At 62.2% G+C, this 21,799-nt stretch carries 19 protein-coding genes; 13 read left to right on the top strand and 6 right to left on the bottom strand.

The features are described 5' to 3' along the window. Window positions 1-142: 142 nt before the first annotated feature. The gene (locus ACFSOZ_RS25390; protein WP_379102381.1) at window positions 143-781 is read right to left on the bottom strand and encodes a response regulator transcription factor; all 639 of its coding nucleotides are present in this window, start codon (window positions 779-781) and stop codon (window positions 143-145) included. Window positions 782-1,179: 398 nt separating this feature from the next. Here ACFSOZ_RS25390 and eglC point away from each other — a divergent pair, with 398 nt between their 5' ends. Next, a complete protein-coding gene (gene eglC / locus ACFSOZ_RS25385; RefSeq protein WP_379102379.1) occupies window positions 1,180-2,571 on the top strand; it encodes an endo-1,3-1,4-beta-glycanase EglC in 1,392 nt (463 codons plus the stop codon). Window positions 2,572-2,958: 387 nt separating this feature from the next. Then, the gene (locus tag ACFSOZ_RS25380) at window positions 2,959-3,972 is read left to right on the top strand and encodes an MBL fold metallo-hydrolase (protein WP_379102377.1); all 1,014 of its coding nucleotides are present in this window, start codon (window positions 2,959-2,961) and stop codon (window positions 3,970-3,972) included. Window positions 3,973-4,058: 86 nt separating this feature from the next. Here the strand turns inward: ACFSOZ_RS25380 and ACFSOZ_RS25375 are convergent, their stop codons facing one another. Then, window positions 4,059-5,006 carry a LysR family transcriptional regulator gene (locus ACFSOZ_RS25375; RefSeq protein ID WP_379102375.1) on the bottom strand — a complete coding sequence of 316 codons (948 nt, stop codon included), beginning with the start codon at window positions 5,004-5,006 and terminating at the stop codon, window positions 4,059-4,061. A gap of 158 nt (window positions 5,007-5,164) precedes the next feature. On the opposite strand from ACFSOZ_RS25375, the gene ACFSOZ_RS25370 reads away from it, so the two are divergent. The 8 genes from ACFSOZ_RS25370 (at window position 5,165) to ACFSOZ_RS25335 (ending at window position 15,014) form a co-directional block, all read left to right on the top strand. Then, window positions 5,165-5,911 carry an RraA family protein gene (locus ACFSOZ_RS25370; RefSeq protein ID WP_379102373.1) on the top strand — a complete coding sequence of 249 codons (747 nt, stop codon included), beginning with the start codon at window positions 5,165-5,167 and terminating at the stop codon, window positions 5,909-5,911. A gap of 16 nt (window positions 5,912-5,927) precedes the next feature. Continuing rightward, entirely contained in the window at window positions 5,928-6,914 is a 987-nt protein-coding gene (locus ACFSOZ_RS25365) for a D-2-hydroxyacid dehydrogenase family protein (protein ID WP_379102372.1), read from the top strand. A gap of 1 nt (window position 6,915) precedes the next feature. Then, entirely contained in the window at window positions 6,916-7,704 is a 789-nt protein-coding gene (locus tag ACFSOZ_RS25360; RefSeq protein WP_379102370.1) for an SDR family oxidoreductase, read from the top strand. A gap of 37 nt (window positions 7,705-7,741) precedes the next feature. Continuing rightward, window positions 7,742-9,058: an MFS transporter gene (locus ACFSOZ_RS25355; RefSeq protein WP_379102368.1), complete on the top strand. Its 1,317-nt coding sequence runs from the start codon at window positions 7,742-7,744 to the stop codon at window positions 9,056-9,058. Window positions 9,059-9,160: 102 nt separating this feature from the next. After that, window positions 9,161-9,547: a RidA family protein gene (locus ACFSOZ_RS25350; RefSeq protein ID WP_379102366.1), complete on the top strand. Its 387-nt coding sequence runs from the start codon at window positions 9,161-9,163 to the stop codon at window positions 9,545-9,547. 424 nt (window positions 9,548-9,971) lie between these two features. Further along, window positions 9,972-10,511, top strand: coding sequence for an MFS transporter (locus ACFSOZ_RS25345; RefSeq protein ID WP_379102364.1), 540 nt, complete (start codon window positions 9,972-9,974; stop codon window positions 10,509-10,511). Further along, window positions 10,508-13,669 (top strand): efflux RND transporter permease subunit, encoded by a 3,162-nt coding sequence (locus ACFSOZ_RS25340; RefSeq protein ID WP_379102362.1) that lies wholly within the window; start codon window positions 10,508-10,510, stop codon window positions 13,667-13,669. Before ACFSOZ_RS25345 ends, ACFSOZ_RS25340 begins: the two co-directional genes overlap by 4 nt. 13 nt (window positions 13,670-13,682) lie before the next feature. Continuing rightward, window positions 13,683-15,014, top strand: coding sequence for an efflux RND transporter periplasmic adaptor subunit (locus ACFSOZ_RS25335; protein WP_379102360.1), 1,332 nt, complete (start codon window positions 13,683-13,685; stop codon window positions 15,012-15,014). 124 nt (window positions 15,015-15,138) lie between these two features. On the opposite strand, the gene ACFSOZ_RS25330 is transcribed toward ACFSOZ_RS25335, so the two are convergent. Then, window positions 15,139-15,675: a MarR family winged helix-turn-helix transcriptional regulator gene (locus tag ACFSOZ_RS25330; RefSeq protein ID WP_379102358.1), complete on the bottom strand. Its 537-nt coding sequence runs from the start codon at window positions 15,673-15,675 to the stop codon at window positions 15,139-15,141. A gap of 92 nt (window positions 15,676-15,767) precedes the next feature. Between ACFSOZ_RS25330 and ACFSOZ_RS25325 the strand changes: the two genes are divergently transcribed. After that, window positions 15,768-17,228: an MFS transporter gene (locus ACFSOZ_RS25325; protein ID WP_379102356.1), complete on the top strand. Its 1,461-nt coding sequence runs from the start codon at window positions 15,768-15,770 to the stop codon at window positions 17,226-17,228. Between the two features lie 283 nt (window positions 17,229-17,511). On the opposite strand, the gene ACFSOZ_RS25320 is transcribed toward ACFSOZ_RS25325, so the two are convergent. The 3 genes from ACFSOZ_RS25320 to ACFSOZ_RS25310 form a co-directional block, all read right to left on the bottom strand. Beyond that, window positions 17,512-18,183, bottom strand: coding sequence for a 4-carboxy-4-hydroxy-2-oxoadipate aldolase/oxaloacetate decarboxylase (locus ACFSOZ_RS25320; RefSeq protein WP_379102354.1), 672 nt, complete (start codon window positions 18,181-18,183; stop codon window positions 17,512-17,514). Window positions 18,184-18,248: 65 nt separating this feature from the next. Then, the gene (locus ACFSOZ_RS25315) at window positions 18,249-19,271 is read right to left on the bottom strand and encodes an amidohydrolase family protein (RefSeq protein ID WP_379102352.1); all 1,023 of its coding nucleotides are present in this window, start codon (window positions 19,269-19,271) and stop codon (window positions 18,249-18,251) included. A 71-nt stretch (window positions 19,272-19,342) separates the two neighbouring features. Beyond that, window positions 19,343-20,452: an alcohol dehydrogenase catalytic domain-containing protein gene (locus ACFSOZ_RS25310; RefSeq protein WP_379102350.1), complete on the bottom strand. Its 1,110-nt coding sequence runs from the start codon at window positions 20,450-20,452 to the stop codon at window positions 19,343-19,345. 237 nt (window positions 20,453-20,689) lie between these two features. Between ACFSOZ_RS25310 and ACFSOZ_RS25305 the strand changes: the two genes are divergently transcribed. Then, the gene (locus ACFSOZ_RS25305) at window positions 20,690-21,091 is read left to right on the top strand and encodes a DoxX family protein (RefSeq protein ID WP_379102347.1); all 402 of its coding nucleotides are present in this window, start codon (window positions 20,690-20,692) and stop codon (window positions 21,089-21,091) included. A gap of 56 nt (window positions 21,092-21,147) precedes the next feature. Continuing rightward, a complete protein-coding gene (locus tag ACFSOZ_RS25300; protein ID WP_379102345.1) occupies window positions 21,148-21,768 on the top strand; it encodes a TetR/AcrR family transcriptional regulator in 621 nt (206 codons plus the stop codon). Window positions 21,769-21,799: the final 31 nt, after the last annotated feature.

Here is a 21,799-nt window from a genome sequence, read left to right as displayed (position 1 = left end):
TCCCTGATCGAACGATATATATCCTTCGATAGATCAGGCCGGCGCGGGCGCCGCTGGCGGTCGCGCCGGCATCAAGGCCGACGCCGTCAGGCGCCTTTCCGTTCTGTTGCGGCATCATGTCGATGCCAGCGGAAAGCGATGATCAGAGCAGACCGGCTCCTGGACGCTCGGCGCTTTTGCCATGCGCCACCCAGGCCAGTTCCGCCCGGCTGCCGAGGTGCAGTTTCTCGTAGACGTGATGCAGGTGCATCTTCACCGTGCCTTCGGATACATGCAGCCGTTGCGCGATGGTCTTGTTGCGGAACCCGCGCGAGACGAGATCGGCGATCTCGGTCTCCCGCCCGGTCAGCCTGGACGTCGGCTGAGGCTGCGTTTCGGGCATCAGCAGTTGCCGGACGATCTTGTTGTCGATCCACTTCTTGCCTGCCGCCACCGCATTCACGCATTCGAGAAGATAGCGATGGCTGATGCCGTCCAGAAGCAGGCCGTCGCCGTCGAGCGCCTGTATTTCCCTGATGTCGAGCCTGCCGTTTGGCCGCACGATGAAGATGATGCCGAGAGCGCTGTTGCAAGCCTTCAGCCGGGAGGAAAGACCGGCCATCTGCGGGTCCGCGATATCCAGGCCGACGATGACAATGTCAGGCCGATGGCGTTCCACATGAGGGACAATGTCGACAGCGCGGCGGCACTGGGCGACAACATCGTGTCCAGCCTTCCGCAGAACCCACTCCAGACCGGCGAGATACACCCCCCGCGGGTCCGCGACAACCAAGGTCGACATGCGAACACCGTCCGGAAAACGCAACAAACTTATTTCAATACCCGGCAAATCAGGAAACCAGAACTTAGGCAGTTTGTCAAGAAAGTGCTAATATACATTCGGCTATAATAGCAATCCGAGGCTTCCGGGCCGCCCGGCGCGGACACCCGCAGGGCAGCAGGTTCGCTGACGGCGAAGTCACGTCGCCCCCAAAGATGCGGCGACTTGTGACCAAAAAAAGTGCTGGTAGCCCAACCCTAGTGCATTCGAGGCAATGAGGGCGGCCCGGACCGCCTGCGTGTTAAGTTCCTGGTAACTCTCACAAGCCGAACACAAGGCGAAGGCCAAAAAAGGCATTGGCTTCTCGTGCCCTCCATAGATGCTAGGGCTTGAGGCGAGTCCGAGGAGCAGAGACCAGCATGGCCACCGTCCTGAACGCCAAGGGCGTTCCACTCCCCTATAGCGGGTCCTCGACTAGGTGGTACTCGGCGACGAATTCCGGCCCGGCACTTTACGGCAGCATCTACAACGACTCGCTCTACGGCGACGGCAGCGTCAGCGTCACGATGTATGGCGGCAAGGGCGATGACATCTACTATCTGTATTCCGCGAAGAACAAGGCGGTCGAGCTGGCCAACGAGGGCGTCGACACCATCTCGACCTGGATGAGCTACAGGCTCCCGGCGCATTTCGAGAACCTGACAGTCACGAACGACAAACAGTATGCTTTCGGCAACGAGCTAAACAACATCATTACCGGCGGCTCTGGCCAACAGACGCTCGACGGCTTGAAGGGCGACGACGTTCTCAAGGGCGGATCCGGGGCGGACATTTTCGTCGTGGCCCCCGGCAACGGCAGTGACCTGATCCTGGACTTTAGCGCCGAGGATACAGTGCGCGTCGGGAGCTATGGTTTCACCTCCTTCGAGCAGGTGCACGCCCACATGGTCCAGTCGGGAGCGAACGTCCGACTTGATCTGTCCGGCACCGAGTTTCTCGTCTTCGCCAACAAGACGATCGGCCAGTTCACCGCAAGCCAGTTCGACCTGGCCCTGGACAGGTCGCATCTGGCACTCACCTTCTCGGACGAGTTCAACACACTGAACCTGTGGAATGGCTCGAGCGGCACCTGGGACACCAACTTCTGGTGGGGAGGCGCGAACGGTAGCTCGCTTACGGGCAATGGCGAGCTTCAATGGTATATCGATACCAGCTACGCCCCGACGAAGTCCGTCAACCCGTTCAGCGTCGACGACGGTGTTCTTACAATTACCGCCGCCCGAACCCCTGAGGCTATCAAGCCCTACATCAACAACTACCAATACACGTCAGGTTTGCTGACCACCCACGAATCCTTTGCACAGACCTACGGCTATTTCGAAATTCGGGCCGACATGCCCGAAAAACAAGGCGCATGGCCGGCCTTCTGGCTTCTGCCGGAGGACGGCTCCTGGCCACCGGAACTGGACGCAATAGAGATGACCGGTCAGGATCCAAACAAGCTCCTTTTGACAAGCCACACGAACGAGACGGGAACTCATACAACGGTGTCCTCGACGCCCTTTGTCTCGGATACCGGAGGGTTCCACACGTACGGGGTGCTGTGGACGGAAGACGAACTCGTCTGGTATTTCGACAACGTCGAAGTTGCCCATGCCGCAACACCTGCCGACATGCACGAGCCGATGTATATGCTGGTCGACCTTGCAGTAGGCGGCATTGCGGGAGCGCCCGCCGATGGGCTTGCGACGCCCGCGGAAATGCAGATCGACTACATTCATGCCTACGCCCTGAAAGATTGGGTTATCTAATGCAGGTCGCCCAAAAGTGGCCCCGGTTTTGGGGCAACGACATGCATAAGCTTAAAGCGCGTCGCCTGAGTCCGTTTCAACCTCACGCGCTTTAGGCGCAACACCTGGCGGGAGCGCGCTATCGCCTTTCCCGCATTCATCGAATTGACAGTTCAGGCTTCGCTGCTTCGCACGTGCCGGTGTTGGCCTCAATTGGCAGCGGCAAACTGCCGTTATTCAACGGAGTTATGATGCTGCCCCAGACTCTGAATTGGACGGAGTTGGCCAACTCGGGAACGGTACGCGCACGAGGTAGCGAGGCAGTAGGGCTTACGTCCACCTGCGGCCTCCCGACAGAACGCAAACAGAGGTCCGAAAATGGTCGCCCCCCGGAAAACGCTTGATCGCTTGTTCGACGACACCGAAGGCTCTGTCCAGCCCCGGCCGGCCAGCAGCGACGCCGTCAATCCTACCCGTCGGGCTTTCCTGGCCGCTGGCTGCCTTTGCCTGGCCAGCTGTTTTGCGATGCCGGTGTTCGCAGATGCGCCCATGGTGAAAAGCCAGGCACCCGGGTTTTACCGCCTGGCGGTCGGCGATTTTGAGGTAACGGCATTATCCGACGGCAGCAATATGCTGCCTGCTACGAAGCTACTGCAGGGCGACCCGGCTCGGATCAAAGAAGCGCTGAAACGCAACTACCTCGGCGACGTCGTCGAGACCTCGCACAATTCCTTTCTCGTGAATACTGGAGCCAAGCTGGTCTTGATCGACGCTGGTGCAGGTTCACTGTTGGGGCCTACCACAGGCCATCTGTTGAGCAATCTGCGCGCGTCGGGGTATCGGCCGGAGCAGATCGATGAGCTTTACCTCACACATCTGCATGCGGATCACGTTGGCGGTCTCATGGCCGAGGGCCAGAGGGCTTTTCCCAACGCGATTGTACGTGCCGACAAGCGGGACACCGATTATTGGCTCAGCGAGGCAAACATGCGCGCTGCTCCCGCTGAAGCGCAGCGATTTTTTCAGGCCGCTATGGCATCGATCACGCCATACATGCGAGCCGGCAAGTTCGCGCTTTTCGAAGGCAACACCGATCTCGTGCCTGGCATGCGCGCGCAGACAGCCTATGGGCATACACCGGGACATACCATGTATGTGGTCGAGAGCAGGGGCGAGAAGATCGTGCTGTGGGGCGATGTCGTGCATGTCGCCGCAGTGCAGTTCAAGGCCCCTTCGGTCACAATCCAGTACGATGAGAACGCATCGGAAGCCGAACATGTGCACGAGCTCGCATTCGCAGATGCTGCAGAGAATGGCTATATCGTGGGCGGTGCGCACATATCGTTTCCCGGCTTGGGCCACGTGCGGCGCGACGCCGGGAACGCCTACACCTATGTGCCGCTGGATTACCGACAGGGATAGGCCCTTGCCCCGGGGCGGAGCGCATCCGTCGGCGCAAGAGGGCGTACTCAAGGTCGCTCCAGCTCCATAAGGCTCCACAAGCCAGGCTATGTTTGCGCGGCCGGGGCCGCGTCTTCGATCGATGAGCCGTCGAACTGCGATCCGCAAACGTCGCCGACCAGCGATCGAAACCATTGGTGGGCAGGGTGCGTCTGCAGTCGTTCGTGCCAGATCAGCTTGTACAGCAGTTTCTCCGTCTCGAACGGCAGGTCGCGCACCACCAACCGATGCTCGGCAGCAATGCTACGCCATGGTCCGTTGAAGAAGCCAAGCGGCACACAGGTGAGAAGGTCGCTCCGCGAGACAATCCTCAGCGCATCGGCAAAATGATTGACGACGGCAACGATCGTCCTTGCCCGCCCCTTCAGGCCAAGCCAGCCGTCCACGAGCCCCAGTTCCAAACCGGATGGGGTTGCCAGCACGTGCGCCGCAGCGGTGAACTGATCGAGGGTCAGCGATTGCGCCAGTTCGTGCCCGCTGCGCATGACGCAGACATAGCGATCCGTGCGTAGACTTTGCACATGCACGTCTCTTGGCAGCGAGGCAAACATGCCTACGGCGCAGTCAAGCGTGCCGCGGTCGATCCCTTCCAGCGAGCCCTCATGGGTATGAATGGCAAAAGAAACACGGGCACGCGGGGATGTGGCCTGTAACTTCAGCGTGATTGCGCTGACACCTTCCATCGCGAGACTGTCTGTGACCGCAACCCTGAAACTGGTCGCATCTGACCCCGGATCGAAGTCGTCGGGGGCGAAAGACGCCCGGATTACCGTAAGCGAGTGATGAAGGTCGGGCCACATCGCGACCATGCGTGACGTTGGCTGGACGCCCGTCGCTGTCTTGAGAAAGAGCTGATCTTTCGTCAGCTTGCGGGCGCGGCGCAAGGCGTTGCTGACCGCCGGCTGACTCATCGACAGGCTCACGGCCGCACGCGTTACGTTCCTTTCCAGCATGATGGCCTCAAGGACTGCGATCAGGTTCAGATCGAGGCGCACGTTATTCACCCAGGAAATGACGCTTGTGTCTGATTCTAAATTGGACGCACTGAACCTGGCAAGCAATCCTGTTTCGAACGAGCAGCCAAACACATGCGAGTGAATACGCGCACCTCGCAACCGGTGATAAAGCTCCGTACAAAAATAGAGGATACGCCATGAATGATCTCGCTTTCGCGGACGTGCTGCCGAAACTTACCGGCAAGATCAGCCCCGACCGCATTCGATTGATGCGAGCGCCGCGTCCGCCGCAGGGGCTGATCGACGGATTCAAACGGATCGGCGATGCAACAAGCGTTATTTCGGATATTATGGATGAGCTCGGTATTACCGGCGCGATTGGCGCATCAACCCTGAAGCCGACCCTGCCTTCGACGTCGATTGTCGGTCCCGCGCTTACGGTGCGCAACATCCTGCAGCGCGAGCATGTCTACGAGACGGCGCGCGAGCACGTCAACCGGATGGCAGAGTTCGAAGCCCATAACCTGGCATTGCCGGGCGACGTGGTGGTCATCGACGGCGTCGCCGGCGTTTCGAACATGGGCGGAATTTCGGCCCAGACCGGAAGAAGACAGGGGGAGGCCGGTGCGATCGTCTCCGGGGGTATTCGCGACCTCGGGCATTCGCGGCGGGTCGGATATCCCCTTTGGGCCACCGAGATCACGCCTGTCACTGGCAAATGGCGGATCGAGACCGTGGAGATCAATGGCGATATCCAGATCGCCGGGGTGCGGGTTGCCCCCGGCGACATTGTTGTCGCTGACGAAACCGGTGTCTGCTTCATCCCGATCGCCCGAGCCGCCGAAATTCTCGCAAAGGCGCTGAAGAAGTCGGCTTTTGAAGAGGCGAAGTGCGAAGCGATCGAAGCCGGTACCTCCGTTGCGGATCTGCCGGGCAATGCATAGAGCGATAGGTCATCCCGTGAAGAAGCTCCGCGTCGCCATCATCAACGACTACCAGGACGTCGTCCGCACGCTGGACTGCTTTTCCAAACTGGAAGGCCATGACGTCACCATCTGGACCGATATCGTCGAGGACATCGACGTCCTGGCAAATCGTCTGTTGGAGGCAGATGTTCTTGTGCTGATGCGTGAGCGCACCAGGATCGATGAAAGCCTGCTCAGCCGCCTGCCCAACTTGAAGCTCATCAGCCAGAACGGTCACATCCCGCACATCGATCTGGCGGCTTGCGACAGGCATTGCGTCGTCGTTTCGTCTGCTCTCACATCGCGTCCGTCCTATTCGACGGTGGAATTTACCTGGGGGTTGATCCTTGCGGCGATGCGCAACATTCCGTTCGAGAGCGCATCGCTGCGGCAAGGCCATTGGCAGACGACCATCGGCTTGGGCTTGAGGGGTCGTGTTCTGGGCATCTATGGTTTTGGCCGGTTGGGCTCGATGGTCGCGCGGATCGGCATGGCGTTCGGCATGGAGGTGCTGGTGTGGGGCCGCGAGGGCTCGTTGGCCCGTGCCAGAGCCGAGGGGTTCAACACCGCGCCGGACAAGGACGCGCTGTTCCGGCTGTCGGATGTCCTCAGTTTGCACCTGCGGCTGAATGCCGAGACCACCGGTTTGGTCACGCTTGGCGACCTCGCCTCGATGAAGCCAACCGCTCTGCTTGTGAACACCAGCCGTGCCGAGTTGATTGAAGCAGGGGCCTTGGTGGCAGCGCTGGCCGATGGCCGCCCCGGAAAAGCGGCCATCGACGTGTTCGAACGCGAGCCGCTCACCAATCCGGACGACGCCTTGCTCAGGCTTCCCAACGCACTGTGCACACCGCATCTCGGCTACGTCGAACGTGACAATTACGAGTTCGCCTACGGCAACGCATTCGATCAGATCGTGGCGTTCGCGGCGGGAAGCCCGATCAACGTGCACGACACCCACGGCTTAAAACAGGATCATTGAGATGGATCTCGAACTCGACGGCAAAGTTGTCCTGATTACCGGGGGCAGCAAGGGAATAGGGCTGGCCTGCGCGCGCGCCTTCGGCAGGGAAGGGGCCTGCGTGGCGATTGTATCGCGCAGTCAGGAGAACCTTGACAACGCGAAGGCAGCCCTGGCTGCCGAGGGCCTGTCGGTAGCAACCTTCGCCGCCGACCTCTCGGATGGGCTTGCGGCAAAGGAAATGGTCGCCGCGCTGGAGGACCAGGTGGGTCCGATCGCGTCCCTGGTCAATTCGGCCGGCGGCGCAAGGAGAGTTCCACCCGACGAACTGACGCCGGACAAATGGCGTGTCGCGATGGACGCGAAATTCTTCACCTACATGAACGTCATGGACTACGTCCTGCCCCTGATGGTGGCACGGCGCGCCGGCACGATCGTCAACATAGTCGGCACCGGCGGCAAAATCGCATCGCCCATGCATTTGCCGGGAGGGGCCGCCAACGCGGCGCTGATGCTTGCCTCGGCAGGACTGGCGGCCGCCTGGGGGCCTGCCGGCATAAGGGTCAACGTCATCAATCCCGCCGCCACCATGACCGAGCGCCTGCAGATGTCGCTCGAGGTTGAATCCAGGATGACCGGCAAGGCGCCGGAGGAACTGCTGCGACTGAACGAGCAGCGCATTCCGCTGCGGCGCTACGCCAAGCCGGAAGAAGTGGCCGACGCCGCACTTTTCCTCGCCAGCGCAAGATCCTCCTACGTGACGGGGGCTTCGCTGACCATGGACGGAGGTCTCACTCCACTGGTCGTCTAGCCGGCCCGATAACCAGAAGAAGCGATGGGAGGAAAAAATGTTCAGTTGGTACAAGCAGTTGACGGAGCGGGAGCGGAACACCTTCTGGGGTTGCTTCGCGGGCTGGGCAGTGGATGCGATGGACGCGCAGCTCTTCAGCTTCGTATTGCCAATTCTCATTGTGGCCTGGGGAATGACGACGGCGCAGGCCGGCTACCTGGCCACGGCGACGCTGCTCTCCGCGGCGATCGGAGGATGGGCCTGCGGGTATCTCGCTGACCGTTTCGGCCGTGCCCGCATCATGCAGTTTACAATCCTGTGGTTCTGCGTCTTCACCTTCCTTGCCGGTTTTGCGCAGGACTTCCAGCAACTGATGTTCTTGCGCATCCTGCAAGGGTTGGGCTTTGGCGGCGAATGGGCCGCCGGCGCGGTCCTCATGGGCGAGATCATTCGCGCCGAACATCGCGGCAAGGCCGTGGGCACCGTCCAAAGCGGATTCGGCATCGGATGGAGCGCGGCCGCCATTCTGGCAGGCGTGGTTCTGGCGCACTTGCCCCAGGAGTACGGCTGGCGCGTGCTGTTGATGATCGGCGTTCTTCCCGGCCTTCTGGTTCTCTATTTGCGCCGCAAGATCGAGGAGCCCGAGGTTTTTGTCAAAACGCGCGAGCTTGTCGAGAGGAGCGGAACCCGTCCGGGATTGGGGGCGATATTTCAGCCGGAAACGCTGCGGATAACCCTGCTGTCCTCGTTGCTTGCATTCGGTGTGATCGGCGTTGGCGGCGCTATCGTCAACTGGCTGCCGACATTTCTGAAGACCGTGCGCGAGCTGTCGCCGAGCACTGCGGGGTACTACGTTTTCGTGGTGACTGGCGGCTCGTTTTTCGGATTTCTGGCAAGCGCATACCTGGCCGACTATCTCGGGCGGCGGCGGACATTCCAGCTCTTTATGGTGTGTTCCTGGCTGGTTACCGTCGCTTACATGTTCTTGCCGCTATCCGGCTGGCTGCTGGTTGTCCTGGGTGCGCCGTTCGGCTTCTTCACCATCGGAAACTATGCGGCGTTGGGACCGTTCTTCACCGAGCTTTTCCCCTCTGCCATTCGCGCGAGCGGCCAGAGTTTCGCCTACAACTCCGGCAAGGCGGCGGGCGCCGCAGCCGTATCCAGTATCGGGATACTGGCGCAATATATCGGCTTGGCGGAGGCGATTGGTCTGGTCGCGCTGTTGGGCTACGGCATCGCTTTCGCCGCGACCCTTTTGCTGCCCGAGACGCGTGGAATTCAACTGACTTCCGGCTATGAGCCGCCTGCGCCGCGTCCTGATACGGTCGTTTCCTCGCCGCCCGCCGAGGCCTCGGTTTTGCGCGCAAGACGATAGCCGGCCCGGGTGCATTCGGGTGCAACCTGACTCCCACCGCCCGGCACCCGGCAGTTTGCGAATTATCCCACGGATCAGATCTCACGGAGGATCAACAGAACCATGCGCAAGAGCATTTCGGTCAAGGGACTGAGCCACAGGCATCCAGTTCCCAATGCCTGTCGGATTGGCAACATGGTGTTCTCGGGTGCGGTTCACGGCGTGAGCCCGACCAATCACGAGTTGCCGACCGAGATGGCGGATCAGTCGGCCAATGTGTTTGCCAATATGCTTGCCATCATCGAGGCCGCAGGCGGTAGTGTGGAGGACATCGTCAAGGTGGAGATCTATCTCCGCGACAGCAGCAACAGGAATGCCGTGAATGAAGAATGGCTGCGGATGTTTCCCGATCCGGAGTCGCGCCCGGCCCGGCACGTTCGGCCATTGCCGGCGGATAGCCCATCTCTGGTGCAATGCGAATTCATTGCAGTTATCGAGGACGTTCTTTGATCTCGGCGCAAAGCCCTGGGGCTAGATGTTTTGCTGGCGAGCCGAACCTCGCACCGGACCATCGCGGCCATTCGGCCGCGTCGCGGTGAGGCCGGCTTCAATGGACCTGAGAAGCGCGAGCGCATCGTCGAGCTTGCTGGTGTCGCCGCCGGCGGCGCCGGAGACGGCAGAGCCCCGTTCCCTGCGCACAAGCGCTTAGTTTGTCGGCTCCGCGCCGCGTGCGCCGGTTACCACGGAACTGGATCTCGCGGGCAATGATGAGGATCAAGTCGGCCAGATCCGCCCACCGTGGGTGGGGCTTTGCGTGCGGATGAATCACGGTCGGTTTTCATACTGCGGAGTTTACAGCGTCCAGTCAGATGTGTATGTATCCATAATGATTATTGTCATATAGCTATGATAAAATAATCACATGGAGATTCGAATGACCCATTCGCCAAACCCCGCCTGGCCCCGTTCCATGGCGCGCACCGGCGGGCTGTACGGGGTCGGCGTCTATGTATTGCTCGCCGGCGCCTTCATGCCGGTCGCCGACTTCTTCATCGTCAACGTGGCGCCGACCATCGACGCGCTGGTCGCAGCCCGCCTGGTCCAGGGCGCAACGGCGGCGATGCTGGTGCCTCAAGCGCTGGCGACCTTCCAGGCGACCCTGGAAGGCGAGCGCAAGACCCGGGCCATCGCGCTTTACGGCGCGACTTCGGGCATCGCCGCGGTCGTCGGTCAGCTCGCCGGCGGATTGTTGGTCAGCGCCAATCTGTTCGGCACGTCGTGGCGGCCGATCCTTCTCGTCAACATCCCGCTCGGCATCATCGTCTTCTTCGCCTCACGGTTTGTCGTGCCGGCCAACCGCTCGCCGCACCCCACCGGCATCGACCTGCCCGGCACCGTACTGTTTGCCGCCACGCTGACCACCCTCTTGGTGCCGCTGACCGAAGGCCACTCCGCCTCAGGCGTTGTTTCATGATTGCACTCGTCCGCATTGCCCTCAGCCGGCCCTACACCTTCATCGTGTTGGCGCTGCTGATCCTGATCATTGGCCCGCTTGTGGCCCTGCGCACCCCCACGGACATCTTCCCCGATATCCGTATCCCCGTGATCAGCGTGATCTGGCAATATACAGGCCTACCGCCCGATCAGATGTCGGGCCGTATGACAACGCCGTTCCAGCGTTCGCTGACCACCACCGTCAACGACATCCAGCATATCGAATCCACCTCCTATAACGGCTTCGGCATCATCAAGGTGTTCTTCCAGCCGAATGTCGACATCCGCACAGCCAATGCGCAGGTCACCGCGGTGGCGCAGACCGTGCTCAAGCAGATGCCGGCCGGTGCAACACCGCCCCTGATCCTCAACTACAACGCCTCCACCGTACCGATCCTGCAGATTGCCCTCTCGGGGCAGGGCATGACCGAGCAGGCCCTGGCTGACCTTGGCCTCCAGACCATACGCACGCCGCTTACGACGGTGCCGGGCGCCGCCATCCCCTATCCGTTCGGCGGCAAGACCCGTCAGGTTCAGATCGACCTTAACCCATACGCACTGCAGGCGCGGGGCCTGTCGGGGCAGGACGTCGCCAATGCGCTGGCCGCCCAGAACCTGATCACACCGGTCGGCACCGAAAAGATCGGTCGCTACGAATATGCGGTGCAGCTCAACGATGCTCCATCTTCGCTGACCGACCTCGCTGATCTGCCGATCAAGTCGGCGAATGGGGCGCTTGTCTATGTGAAGGACGTGGCGACGGTGCGCGACGGCAATCCACCGCAAACCAACATCGTGCATGTCAACGGCACCCGCTCGGTACTGCTTCAGGTTCTCAAGAATGGGTCGGTCTCGACGCTCGCGATCATCCAGGGCATCAAGGATCAACTCGGCTTGCTGCGAGCGAGCTTGCCCGACAATCTTCAGGTGTCGCTGCTCGGCGACCAGTCGCTCTTCGTCCGCGGCGCCATCACCGGCGTAGCGCGCGAAGGCGTGATTGCGGCCGCACTCACCAGCATGATGATCCTGCTGTTTCTCGGCAGCTGGCGCTCCACCATCATTATCGCCGCGTCGATCCCGCTGGCGATCCTCGGTTCGGTGATCGCGTTGTCGATAACCGGCGAGACGCTGAACGTCATGACGCTTGGCGGCCTGGCGCTCGCCGTCGGAATCCTCGTCGACGATGCGACGGTGACCATCGAGAATATCAACTGGCATCTCGAACACGGCAAGGACGTTCGGACGGCGATCCTTGACGGTGCCCAGCAGATCGTGATGCCGGCCTTCGTTTCGATGCTGTGCATCTGCATTGTCTTCGTGCCGATGTTCTTCCTCGACGGCATTGCACGTTTCCTCTTCGTGCCGATGGCCGAGGCCGTGATGTTCGCGATGATCTCCTCCTTCATCCTCTCGCGCACCTTAGTCCCGACGCTGTGCAACTACCTGCTCAGGCCGCATATTGATCACGGGGTGCATGGCAAGCCGCGCAGCTACAACCCGCTGGTGCTATTCCAGCGCGGCTTCGAGGCGACGTTCGAACGCATCCGTGTCGGCTATCACGGCCTGCTGGAGCTGGTGCTCGGCTATCGCTTTGTGTTCGTTGCCGGCTTCATGGCCTGCGTCATGGGGTCCTTCCTGCTAACGCCTTATCTGGGACGGAATTTCTTTCCCGCTGTCGACACCGGGCAGATCCTGATGCATGTGCGCCTTAGGATCGGCACCCGCGTCGAGGAGAGCGCCAACCAGTTCGCCGACATCCAAAAGGCAATCCGCCAGCTGATTCCGCCCGACCAGCTCGACACTTTGGTCGACAATATCGGCGTCCCGGTCTCGGGCATCAATCTGGCCTACAACAACACAGGCGTGATCGGTTCCCAGGATGGCGACATCCAGGTCAAGCTATCGGAAGACCACCGACCGACCGATGAATACGTCCGCAAGATGCGCGAGGAGCTGCCGCGCCGGTTCCCGGGCGTGACCTTCGCCTTCCTGCCGGCCGACATTATCAGCCAGATCCTGAATTTCGGTGCACCGGCACCTGTCGATATCCAGGTGCGCGGCAATAATCTGTCGGCGAACTTCAAATATGCCAGTCTCGTGCTGGGTCGCCTGCGCCACATTCCCGGCGTTGCCGATGCCCGCATCCAGGAATCGCAGGCCAATCCCACACTGAACGTCGATGTTGACCGCACCCAGGCCGAATATATCGGCCTTACCGAGAAGGACATCACCAACAGCCTCGTCGTCGACCTCGCCGGTTCGAGCCAGGTGTCGCCGACCTACTGGCTCGACCCCAAGAACGGCGTGTCCTATCCGATCGTGATGCAGACGCCGCAATATCAGGTCGATACGCTGGGCGCCCTGCAAACGACGCCGATCACTGCAGCCGGCATCGGGACGCTGCCCATCCTCGGCGGCGTCGCCAATGTGAAGCGCACGGTCAGCAATGCAGTCGTCTCGCAATACAACATCGTGCCGATGGTGCAGATCTACGCCACCACGCAGGGTCGCGACCTCGGCGCCGTCGCCACCGATATCAACAAAATCCTTGCTGACACCGCCACCGACTTGCCGAAGGGCAGTTCCGTCTCCCTGCTCGGTCAGGTTCAGACCATGAACAGCGCTTTCGCCGGCCTGCTGTTCGGCCTGCTCGGCGCCATCGTGCTGATCTATCTGCTCATCGTCGTGAACTTCCAGTCCTGGTCGGACCCTTTCGTCATCGTCTCGGCGCTGCCGGCCGGCCTTGCCGGTATCGTCTGGATGCTGTTCGTCACGCAGACGCCGATGTCGGTGCCTGCCCTCACAGGCGCGATCATGTGCATGGGCGTGGCGACCGCCAACTCCGTGCTCGTGATCAGCTTTGCCCGCGAACGCCTTGCGGAACTGGGCGACCCCATCGCCGCCGCCCTCGAAGCCGGCTTCGTCCGCTTCCGGCCAGTCTGCATGACGGCCCTCGCCATGATCATCGGCATGGCGCCGATGGCTCTCGGCCTCGGCGAGGGCGGCGAGCAGAACGCGCCGCTCGGGCGCGCCGTGGTCGGCGGGCTCATCTTCGCAACCATGGCAACTCTGCTCTTCGTGCCCGTTGTCTTCAGCCTCGTCCACAAGCGTGAAGCCAAGCCGGCTGCCGCGCCTTAGGAGACCTTGCATCATGCTTGAGCACACCACGCAGAATCTCGACACCACCGCCGAAAACGTTCCCACGCCGGTGCACGACGCCAACAACGGGCATGAGACCTCTAGGATACCTGACACGGTCAAGTCACCCGACACGGCCAGGGTAGCCGAGGTGACGTCCCCTGTACGCAAGCCCGGCGGCTCACGGGTGGGGCTCGGCATTTTCGGCGTCGTCGCCATCGCCGGTGCCGCAGCCCTGGTCTCCACCGGCATCAGCGCTCGCCAAAAGAGCGCGGTCGAGCTGCAGCAATGGACGGAGGCGCAGGCGATACCCAGCGTTACACTGGTGACGCTCAACGCCAAGCCTGGCGTCGTCAGCCTCAATCTGCCCGGACGGCTTCAGGCCAACGACAGCGCACCGATCTATGCCCGCGTCAGCGGTTATGTGAAGGATTGGAAGGTCGATATCGGCGCCAGCGTCAAGGCGGGGCAGACCCTGGCCGAGATCGAGGCCCCCGACCAGGACCAGCAATTGCTGCAGGCCAAGGCCGACCTCGCCAACGCCAAATCGGCCGAGGTCCTGGCCGACGTCACCCTCAAGCGCGAGCGTCCGCTGCTCCAATCCCAGACCGTCGCGCAGCAGGAGATCGACCAGCGCGTGGCGGACCTGGCCAGCAAGCAGGCCTCGGTGAATTCCGGCGAGGCCAATGTCGAGCGCCTTGAGGCGCTGTCCGCCTACAAGACCGTCGCCGCGCCGTTCGACGGCCTCATCACTCAGCGCAACACCGATATCGGTTCGCTTATATCGGCCGGTTCGAGCGCCGGGCTGGCGATGTTCGTGGTCTCGGACGTTCATACGCTGCGCGTCTATATCAACGTGCCGCAGAACTACGCGCCGGACGTGAAGTTGGGTTCGCAGGCCACTGTCTCGGTGCCGGAATATCCGGGCCGCAGCTTCCCGGCCACCGTCGTCGCCTCGGCTCGGTCGGTCGACATCACGTCCGGTACGACGCAGATGCAGCTTTCCGTCGACAACGCCAAGGGAGAGCTGATGCCCGGCGCCTATGCCAATGTGAAGGTCGATCTTGCCGGGGTGGCCGGCACGTTCCGCATTCCCGTCAGCGCGCTCATCTTTGACGAGAGGGGCCTGCGCGTCGCCACCGTCGCGCAGGACAATCGCGTTGTCTTCAAGACAGTGACGATCGCGCGCGACCTGGGCAATGAGATCGAACTGGGTTCGGGCGTCGCTGCCGACGACCATGTCATCGCCACTCCGCCTGACGGTCTGGCGGAAGGCGACGCAATCCATATCGTCGAGCTGCAACAGCCCAAGCAGGCCACACCCAAGGCCGCCCTGGCGCAGTGACGAAGAACTGGTTCCGAATCCGGCTGGGCGGGGCCAATGTTGATTGGCGGCGACTAGCCGAACAGGCTGTGAACGCGCCTTTGTGGATCCCGGTCGAAGTGCGACGGCCCTTTTGACTAGGTGTTCAGTCCCGGAGTGTGGGGGAGATGTTCTGGCGGCGGGCGGGACGCACCGGATCGTCGCCGCCTTTCGGCCGCGTCGAGGTGAGGCCGGCTTCAATGGACCTGAGAAGTGCAAGCGCATCGTCGAGCTTGCTGGTGTCGCCGCTTGCAGCGGCAGAGACGGCATCGCCCCATTCCTTGCGCACCAGGGCGTAGTTGTCGGCGCCGCGCCGCGTGCGGTGGACGCTGACGCCCCGGCGATCCTCCGGATCGACATGCCGCTCGATCAGCCCTTTGCCCTCGAGGTCGCGCAAGACCGTGGAGACGTTGGTGCGCTGCAGGCCGGTCGCCGCCGCGATGTGGCTGGGCGTGGCCGAGGCGTGCGCAACAAGGTGGCGCATGACCATGCCCTCCGACTGCGTGAGCAGGAATACCCGCTCATCCCGGTAGCCACGGAACTGGATCTCGCGGGCAATGATGAGGATCAGGTCGGCCAGATCCGCCCATCGAATAGCCGTGGGTGGAGATTTGCGTGCGGATGAATCACGGTCGGTTTTCATATTGCGGAGTTTACAGCGTCCAGTCAGATGTGTATATGTCCAGAATGATTATTACTATATAGCTATGCGTAAATAATAACCTGGAGATTCGAATGACCCATTCGCCAAACCCCGCCTGGCACTCTCCCCGTTCCATGGCGCGCGCCGGCGGGCTGCACGGGGTCGGCGTCTATGTATTGCTCGCCGGCGCCTTCCTGCCGGTCGCCGACTTCTTCATCGTCAACGTGGCGCTGCCGACGATCGCCGCCTCGCTCAATGCCACACCGGCCGCACTTGAGCTGGTGGTTTCCGTCTATGGTGTGGCCTATGCCGCCATGCTCGTCCTGGGCGGCAGGCTTGGCGATCGGTTCGGCCGCCACACGCTGTTTCTGGTCGGGCTGGCAGGCTTCATCCTGGCGTCGCTTGCGTGCGGTCTGGCGCCGACCATCGATGCGCTGATCGCAGCCCGCCTGGTCCAGGGCGCAACGGCGGCGATGCTGGTGCCGCAGGTGCTGGCGACCTTCCAGGCGACCCTGGAAGGCGAGCGCAAGACCCGGGCCATCGCGCTCTACGGCGCGACTTCGGGCATCGCCGCAGTTGTCGGTCAGCTCGCCGGCGGATTGTTGGTCAGCGCCAATCTGTTCGGCACGTCGTGGCGGCCGATCTTTCTCGTCAACATCCCGCTCGGCATCATCGTCTTCTTCGCCTCCCGGGCTGTCGTGCCGGCCAACCGCTCGCCGCACCCCACCGGCATCGACCTGCCCGGCACCGTGCTGTTTGCCGCGACGCTGACCACCCTCCTGTTGCCGCTGACCGAAGGCCATTCGCTCGGCTGGCCGGCATGGACCCGGGCGATGCTGGCCGCCGCTTTGGTGCTGGCCATCGCCACCGTGATCGTCGAACGGGCTGCCGAGGCGCGCGGCGAGGTGCCTTTGCTGCCGCCATCGCTGCTCAAGCTGCCCTCGATGTCGCGGGGGCTGGCCATGATCACGCTGTTCAGCGTCGGCTTCGGCGCCTTCATGTTCGTCTTCGCGCTCACCGTCCAGAACGGGCTCGGCGCCAACCCGCTCGAAAGCGGCCTCGCCATCCTGCCGATGGCGGTCATGTTCTTCATCGGCTCGGTGGTCAGTCCGCACATGATCAACCGGTTTGGCCGCGGCGCACTTGCCGCGGGCGGCATCACGCAGGCGCTGGGGCTGGCCTTGCTGGTCGCCATCACCGTGTCCGGCTGGCCGGATGTGAGCCTGATCGAACTGGCCCCGCCGCTGGTCTTGATCGGCGCCGGACAATCGATGCTGTTTTCAGGATTGTTCCGCGCCGTGCTCGCCGATGTTCCGGCTCACCTGGCGGGCGTTGGCAGCGGCGTTCTCATCACGCTGCAGCAGTCCGGTCTGGCACTCGGGGTCGCAACGCTTGGCACGCTCTATCTGGCGGTGGAGCCGAGGGGCATTGCGCAGGCCTTCGGCACCGTCATTGGTATCCAGCTTGCGATCATCCTGGTGCTGGTGCTGTGCACCGGGCTGCTGCCGCGCTTCACCAAGCACCAGCCCAGCGCCCATCCGGTGGAAATGTGACCTCCCGATGCGCCGAACTCAGCGGGTTCATCGCCAAGCCGCACGCCTAAGCTGAGTTTGGCAATTCGCCGGGCGCATGTTGGGCAGTTTGCATGGGTTTGCGATGCCATTCCAACTGCGCTTGCGCCGTTCGATTGGTCATTCTCGGGCAGCCGCGAGCCGTGGCCTTGCACAGCAATGCGCGGGGCCTCCGGCGTCCTGAAACAGCCTTGTGGTGGCGGGGTCGAGCGCGCCCGCTGGGATCAAGTTATTCCCGGGGCCGCTGAACCGGCAATGCGGTTGCCTATTCGTAGACGAGGCCTTTGCGCCGCAGGCGCTCGCGCATGTCGTTGACATCGAGACTTAGTTTGCCCGCAGCGTAAAGACCTCGCTTTTCTTCTTCCATCGCCTCGCGCTTGCGGGCGATTTCGAGGACCTTTGCAGCGGTTTCGCGCGGCACCACGCACACGCCGTCGTCATCGGCCACGATTACGTCGCCGGGCCGGATGTGAGCCCCGGCGCAGACGATCGGCACCTGGACGTTGCCGAGCGTCTCCTTGACGGTCCCCTGCGCACTGATTGCCTTCGACCAGACCGGAAATGCCATGGAGCGCAGCGTCGAGACGTCGCGCACGCCTGCGTCGATGATCAGGCCCCTGATGCCTTGCGCCTTGGCCGACTCGGCCAGCAGATCGCCGAAATAGCCGTCCTCGCAGGGCGAGGTCGGGGTGACCACCAGGATGTCTCCTGGCCGCGCCTGTTCCAGCGCGACATGGATCATCCAGTTGTCGCCCGGCGCGACTTCGCAAGTCAGCGCGTTGCCGCCAACCCTGGCGCCATCATAGATCGGCCGCAGGCGCGTGGCGAGCAGGCCGGTCCGTCCCTGCGCTTCGTGAACCGTTGCCACGCCAAGCTGGCCAAGAGCCTCGCAGGTCTCGATCGGCGTGCGCTCGGTCTTCGTGACGACTCTGGCCATAGTGTTCTCCTGGAAAGACGAGGCGTGGCGTCTGGCCCGCGCCCGAACGGTGCTCATTGGGTGGCCTAGCGCCCTTGCGCCTTCAGCCGCGTATCAAGCCTCGGATACACTTTTCGGGCATTGCCTTCGAACACGGCCCGCCGCTCGGCGTCGCCAAGCAAAAGCGCGTCGATGTAGCGCCGCGTGTCGTCGAAGTCGAAGCCGGTCTCGGGGTCGATGGCCTTGACCGCTCCGAGCAATTCGGATCCGAACAGGATGTTGGCCGGACCAACGACGCGGAACAGCGTGTCGATGCCTGCCTGATGATAGACGCAGCTGTCGAAGAAGACGTTGCGCATCAGGTGCTCGCTCAGTGCAGGCCTGTCCAGCATCATCGCCAGGCCTCGATAGCGTCCCCAGTGATAGGGCGCGGCGCCGCCGCCGTGCGGAATGATCAGTTTGAGGTCGGGAAACGCACTGAACAGGTCGCCCTGGATCAGCTGCATGAACACGGCGGTGTCCGCGTTGATGTAGTGCGCGCCGGTCGTATGCAGGCATGCGCTGCAGGAGCCGGAGACATGGATCATGGCCGGCACCTGCAACTCGACCAGCTTTTCGAAGAGCGGATACCAGTAGCGGTCGTGGATCGGCGGCGCCGACCAGAAGCCGCCAGACGGATCGGGGTTGAGGTTGCAGCCGACGAAGCCGAGTTCGACGACGCAGCGCTCAAGCTCGGCAAGGACCGGCTTCAGTTCGCCGCTCATCGATTGCGGCAGTTGGCATACGCCGGCGAAGTTGGCTGGGAACATGTCGACGATGCGTGCGATCAAATCGTTGGAGATGCGCGACCATTCGGCATTGTTCTCGGCGCTGCCGATATGGTGGCCCATGCCCGAAGCCCGCGGTGACAGGATGGTCAGGTCCGAGCCTCGCTCGCGCTGCAGGCGCAGTTGGTTCTGCTCGATCGTTGCCCTCAGCACGTCGTCGGCAATGTCGGGGTATGCAGGCCTTGCTTGGCGCGTCCCTTCGATGAACTCGACCTGCGCCTTGCGAAAGGCATGATGGTCCTGCGGTTCGCTCGTGTAGTGGCCGTGGCAGTCAATGATCATTTCGATTCTCTTCGCGACGTGATCCGGCAAGCGGCGGACGCCGGAGTCCGCCGATGCCGAATGCCACGCGCCTACGGTTCGAGCACGTAGTTGGTGAAGCCGCCGTCGCCGGAAGCGACGCCGTTGATGGCTTCGTTGATCCGCTCGAGCGGATACGTCCTGGCCTCCAGCACCGAGAGGTCGATCGTGCCGGAGCGGACCATCTCGGCGATCTCCATGCCCTCGGCCGTGGTCAGCCAGGCCGAGCCGATCAGCTCCATCGAATTGTCCATCCACCACTTGGTGTTGAACAGCATGTCGCTGCCGGTGCCGCCAATGTTGACGATGCGGCCGCCGCGCCTGACGCCCATCATGGCGTCCTTCATGGCATTGACGTCGGCGACGGCGCCGAGGCAGTCGAGCATGAAGTCGGCGCCAAGACCGCCGGTCTGTGAGCGGACCCAGTCGGCGACCTTGCCGTCCTGGTTGGAGAAGGTCTGGATCCGGTTTGGGGCAAGCTGCTTCAGCCGCTCGAGCAGGGGCTTGCCGCGGGCCACCGCGTAGATCGTCGAGACGCCCATGGCGAGCGCGAAGAGAGTCGCGCCGACGCCCAGCGTGCCTGTCGCGCCATTGATGATCAGCGACTTGCCGGTCGGTGTGCCAAACTTCCTGATCGCGGAATAGGAGGTACCGAGGTAACCCATGCGGGCAGCCTGTGGAAAGGTCATGTTGTCGGGGATCTTGACGATCGCATTCTGGGGCGCGCGAATGAACTGGGCGAAGCCGCCTTCCGGATAGCGCTTGTAGATCTCGAGGCTGTTCCTGTTGAAGCCGAAATAGCCGTTGAAGGTGAAGTACTCGCACTTCGCCTGATGGCCGCTGACGCAGGCATGGCATGCACCACAGGAACGTAGCGGATTGACGTACACGCGGTCGCCTGGCTTGATCGCCACGACCTGGTCGCCGACCTGATGCACGATACCCGCGGGATCGAGGCCGAAGATGGCCGGCTTCGTCGGCAGTGGCTGGTGTGGGTACCAGGTTTCCCAGTTGTTCAATACGTTCGCGAGGTTGGGGACCATCCCGCAGGCCTTGACCTCGACGACCACATCGGTGCCGGATGCCACCGGCTTTGCCACGTCCTCGACACGCATCGGCTCGTTCACGGCATGCAGCCGTGCCGCCCGCATCATGATCGTCATCGTCTGTTCCTCCCAATATGTCGGTTTGGGGAGATGCCTCATTGACATTCCCATTGGACTGCGGATACCGTACAGTATCTGGATTGGTTGACGCAAGAGCCGATTTCCACTGACGACGTATCTGCGGGAGATCTGGTCGTACGCCGTGCCGGTTGCCCCGACGACGAACGCTTTCGCCGCGCGGAACTGTCTCGAGCTGAAAGAGAGAACGTCGCGCCATCCAGGGAACAAGGACGGATGAAGGGCACCGAAAGCCTTTCAGCGTCCTACACGGAGGGATCAGTGCCGGAGTTCATGCTAACGCCAATCGACCTGCTGCGCATTCTGTGCGGGGTCTGGTTCCTTCCGCATCTCATCGGAAAGATCAGGAACTTTGAAAAGGCCACCAAGACGTTCGAGGCCGCTGGACTGAAGCCTGGAAAGCCCGTCATCGTGCTGACGATTGCGCTGGAGTTTCTTGCCGCCGTCGGAATGGTGTTCAACATCCATCCACGCTGGGCCGCAGCATGCGCCGTGGTTGTCTTGCTGGGGGCGGCCTATGCGGTGGTGCGTATCAATGGCCCGCGTTGGCGCTGGCAGCTGATGGGTCCCGAATACCCGATTTTCTGGGCGCTTGCCTGTATTGTTTCGGCCCTCTAACCTTCGGCCGATTCGGATACCAAAGGTATCCAGATAGTGGGTTGGAAGGACAGAAGATGGCACGACTGACACGCGAACAGAGCCAGGCTCTGACCCGCGAGAAGCTTTTGCTGTCGGCGAGCGAGGTCGTGGCGCGCGACGGCTACTCCGGCGCGACCATCGAACGCATCGCGGAAGAGGCCGGATATTCGAAGGGCGCCTTCTATTCGAACTTCGCCACAAAGGAAGAGATATTCCTTCAACTGCTCGAGCGTCATGCCGGCGGCGACGTGGTCGAGCTCACCGGCCTGCTCGACGGTTACGATGACCCAAAAGAGATCATCGACGCGATGTGCGACTGGGCCAACCAGCGGGCGAAGGACAAGCGGTGGGGAACGCTTGCCATCGACCTGCTGCGGATCGCCCGCCGGGACAACACACTGGAAGAGCGGCATCTGCGCCTGTTCAAGGACCAGTGGGTGGGTCTGGGCAAATTGCTGTCCGGCAAGCTCTTCCCCCACGGCGGTTCCGATATCGAACCGCTCTATGTGGGCGGCGTCGTTCTCGAACTCATTTACGGCGGCCTCTCCAGCTTCATGAAGGACGATTCGCCGGGCGAAATGGTGAGGGCCACGCTCACCTCGATGCACGAGGCCCATCTCTACAGGCACATGAAGCAGCCGGCCGCCCGCGTGTAAGCGCGCGCAGCTTCCGCGGCGCACTGGCCGA

The sequence above is a fragment of the Mesorhizobium newzealandense genome (assembly GCF_042682145.1).
In the GTDB taxonomy this organism is placed as follows: Bacteria; Pseudomonadota; Alphaproteobacteria; order Rhizobiales; family Rhizobiaceae; genus Mesorhizobium; species Mesorhizobium newzealandense.
The sequence above is the reverse complement of the archived record's forward strand: the minus strand, read 5'-3'. Positions and strand labels throughout refer to the sequence as shown.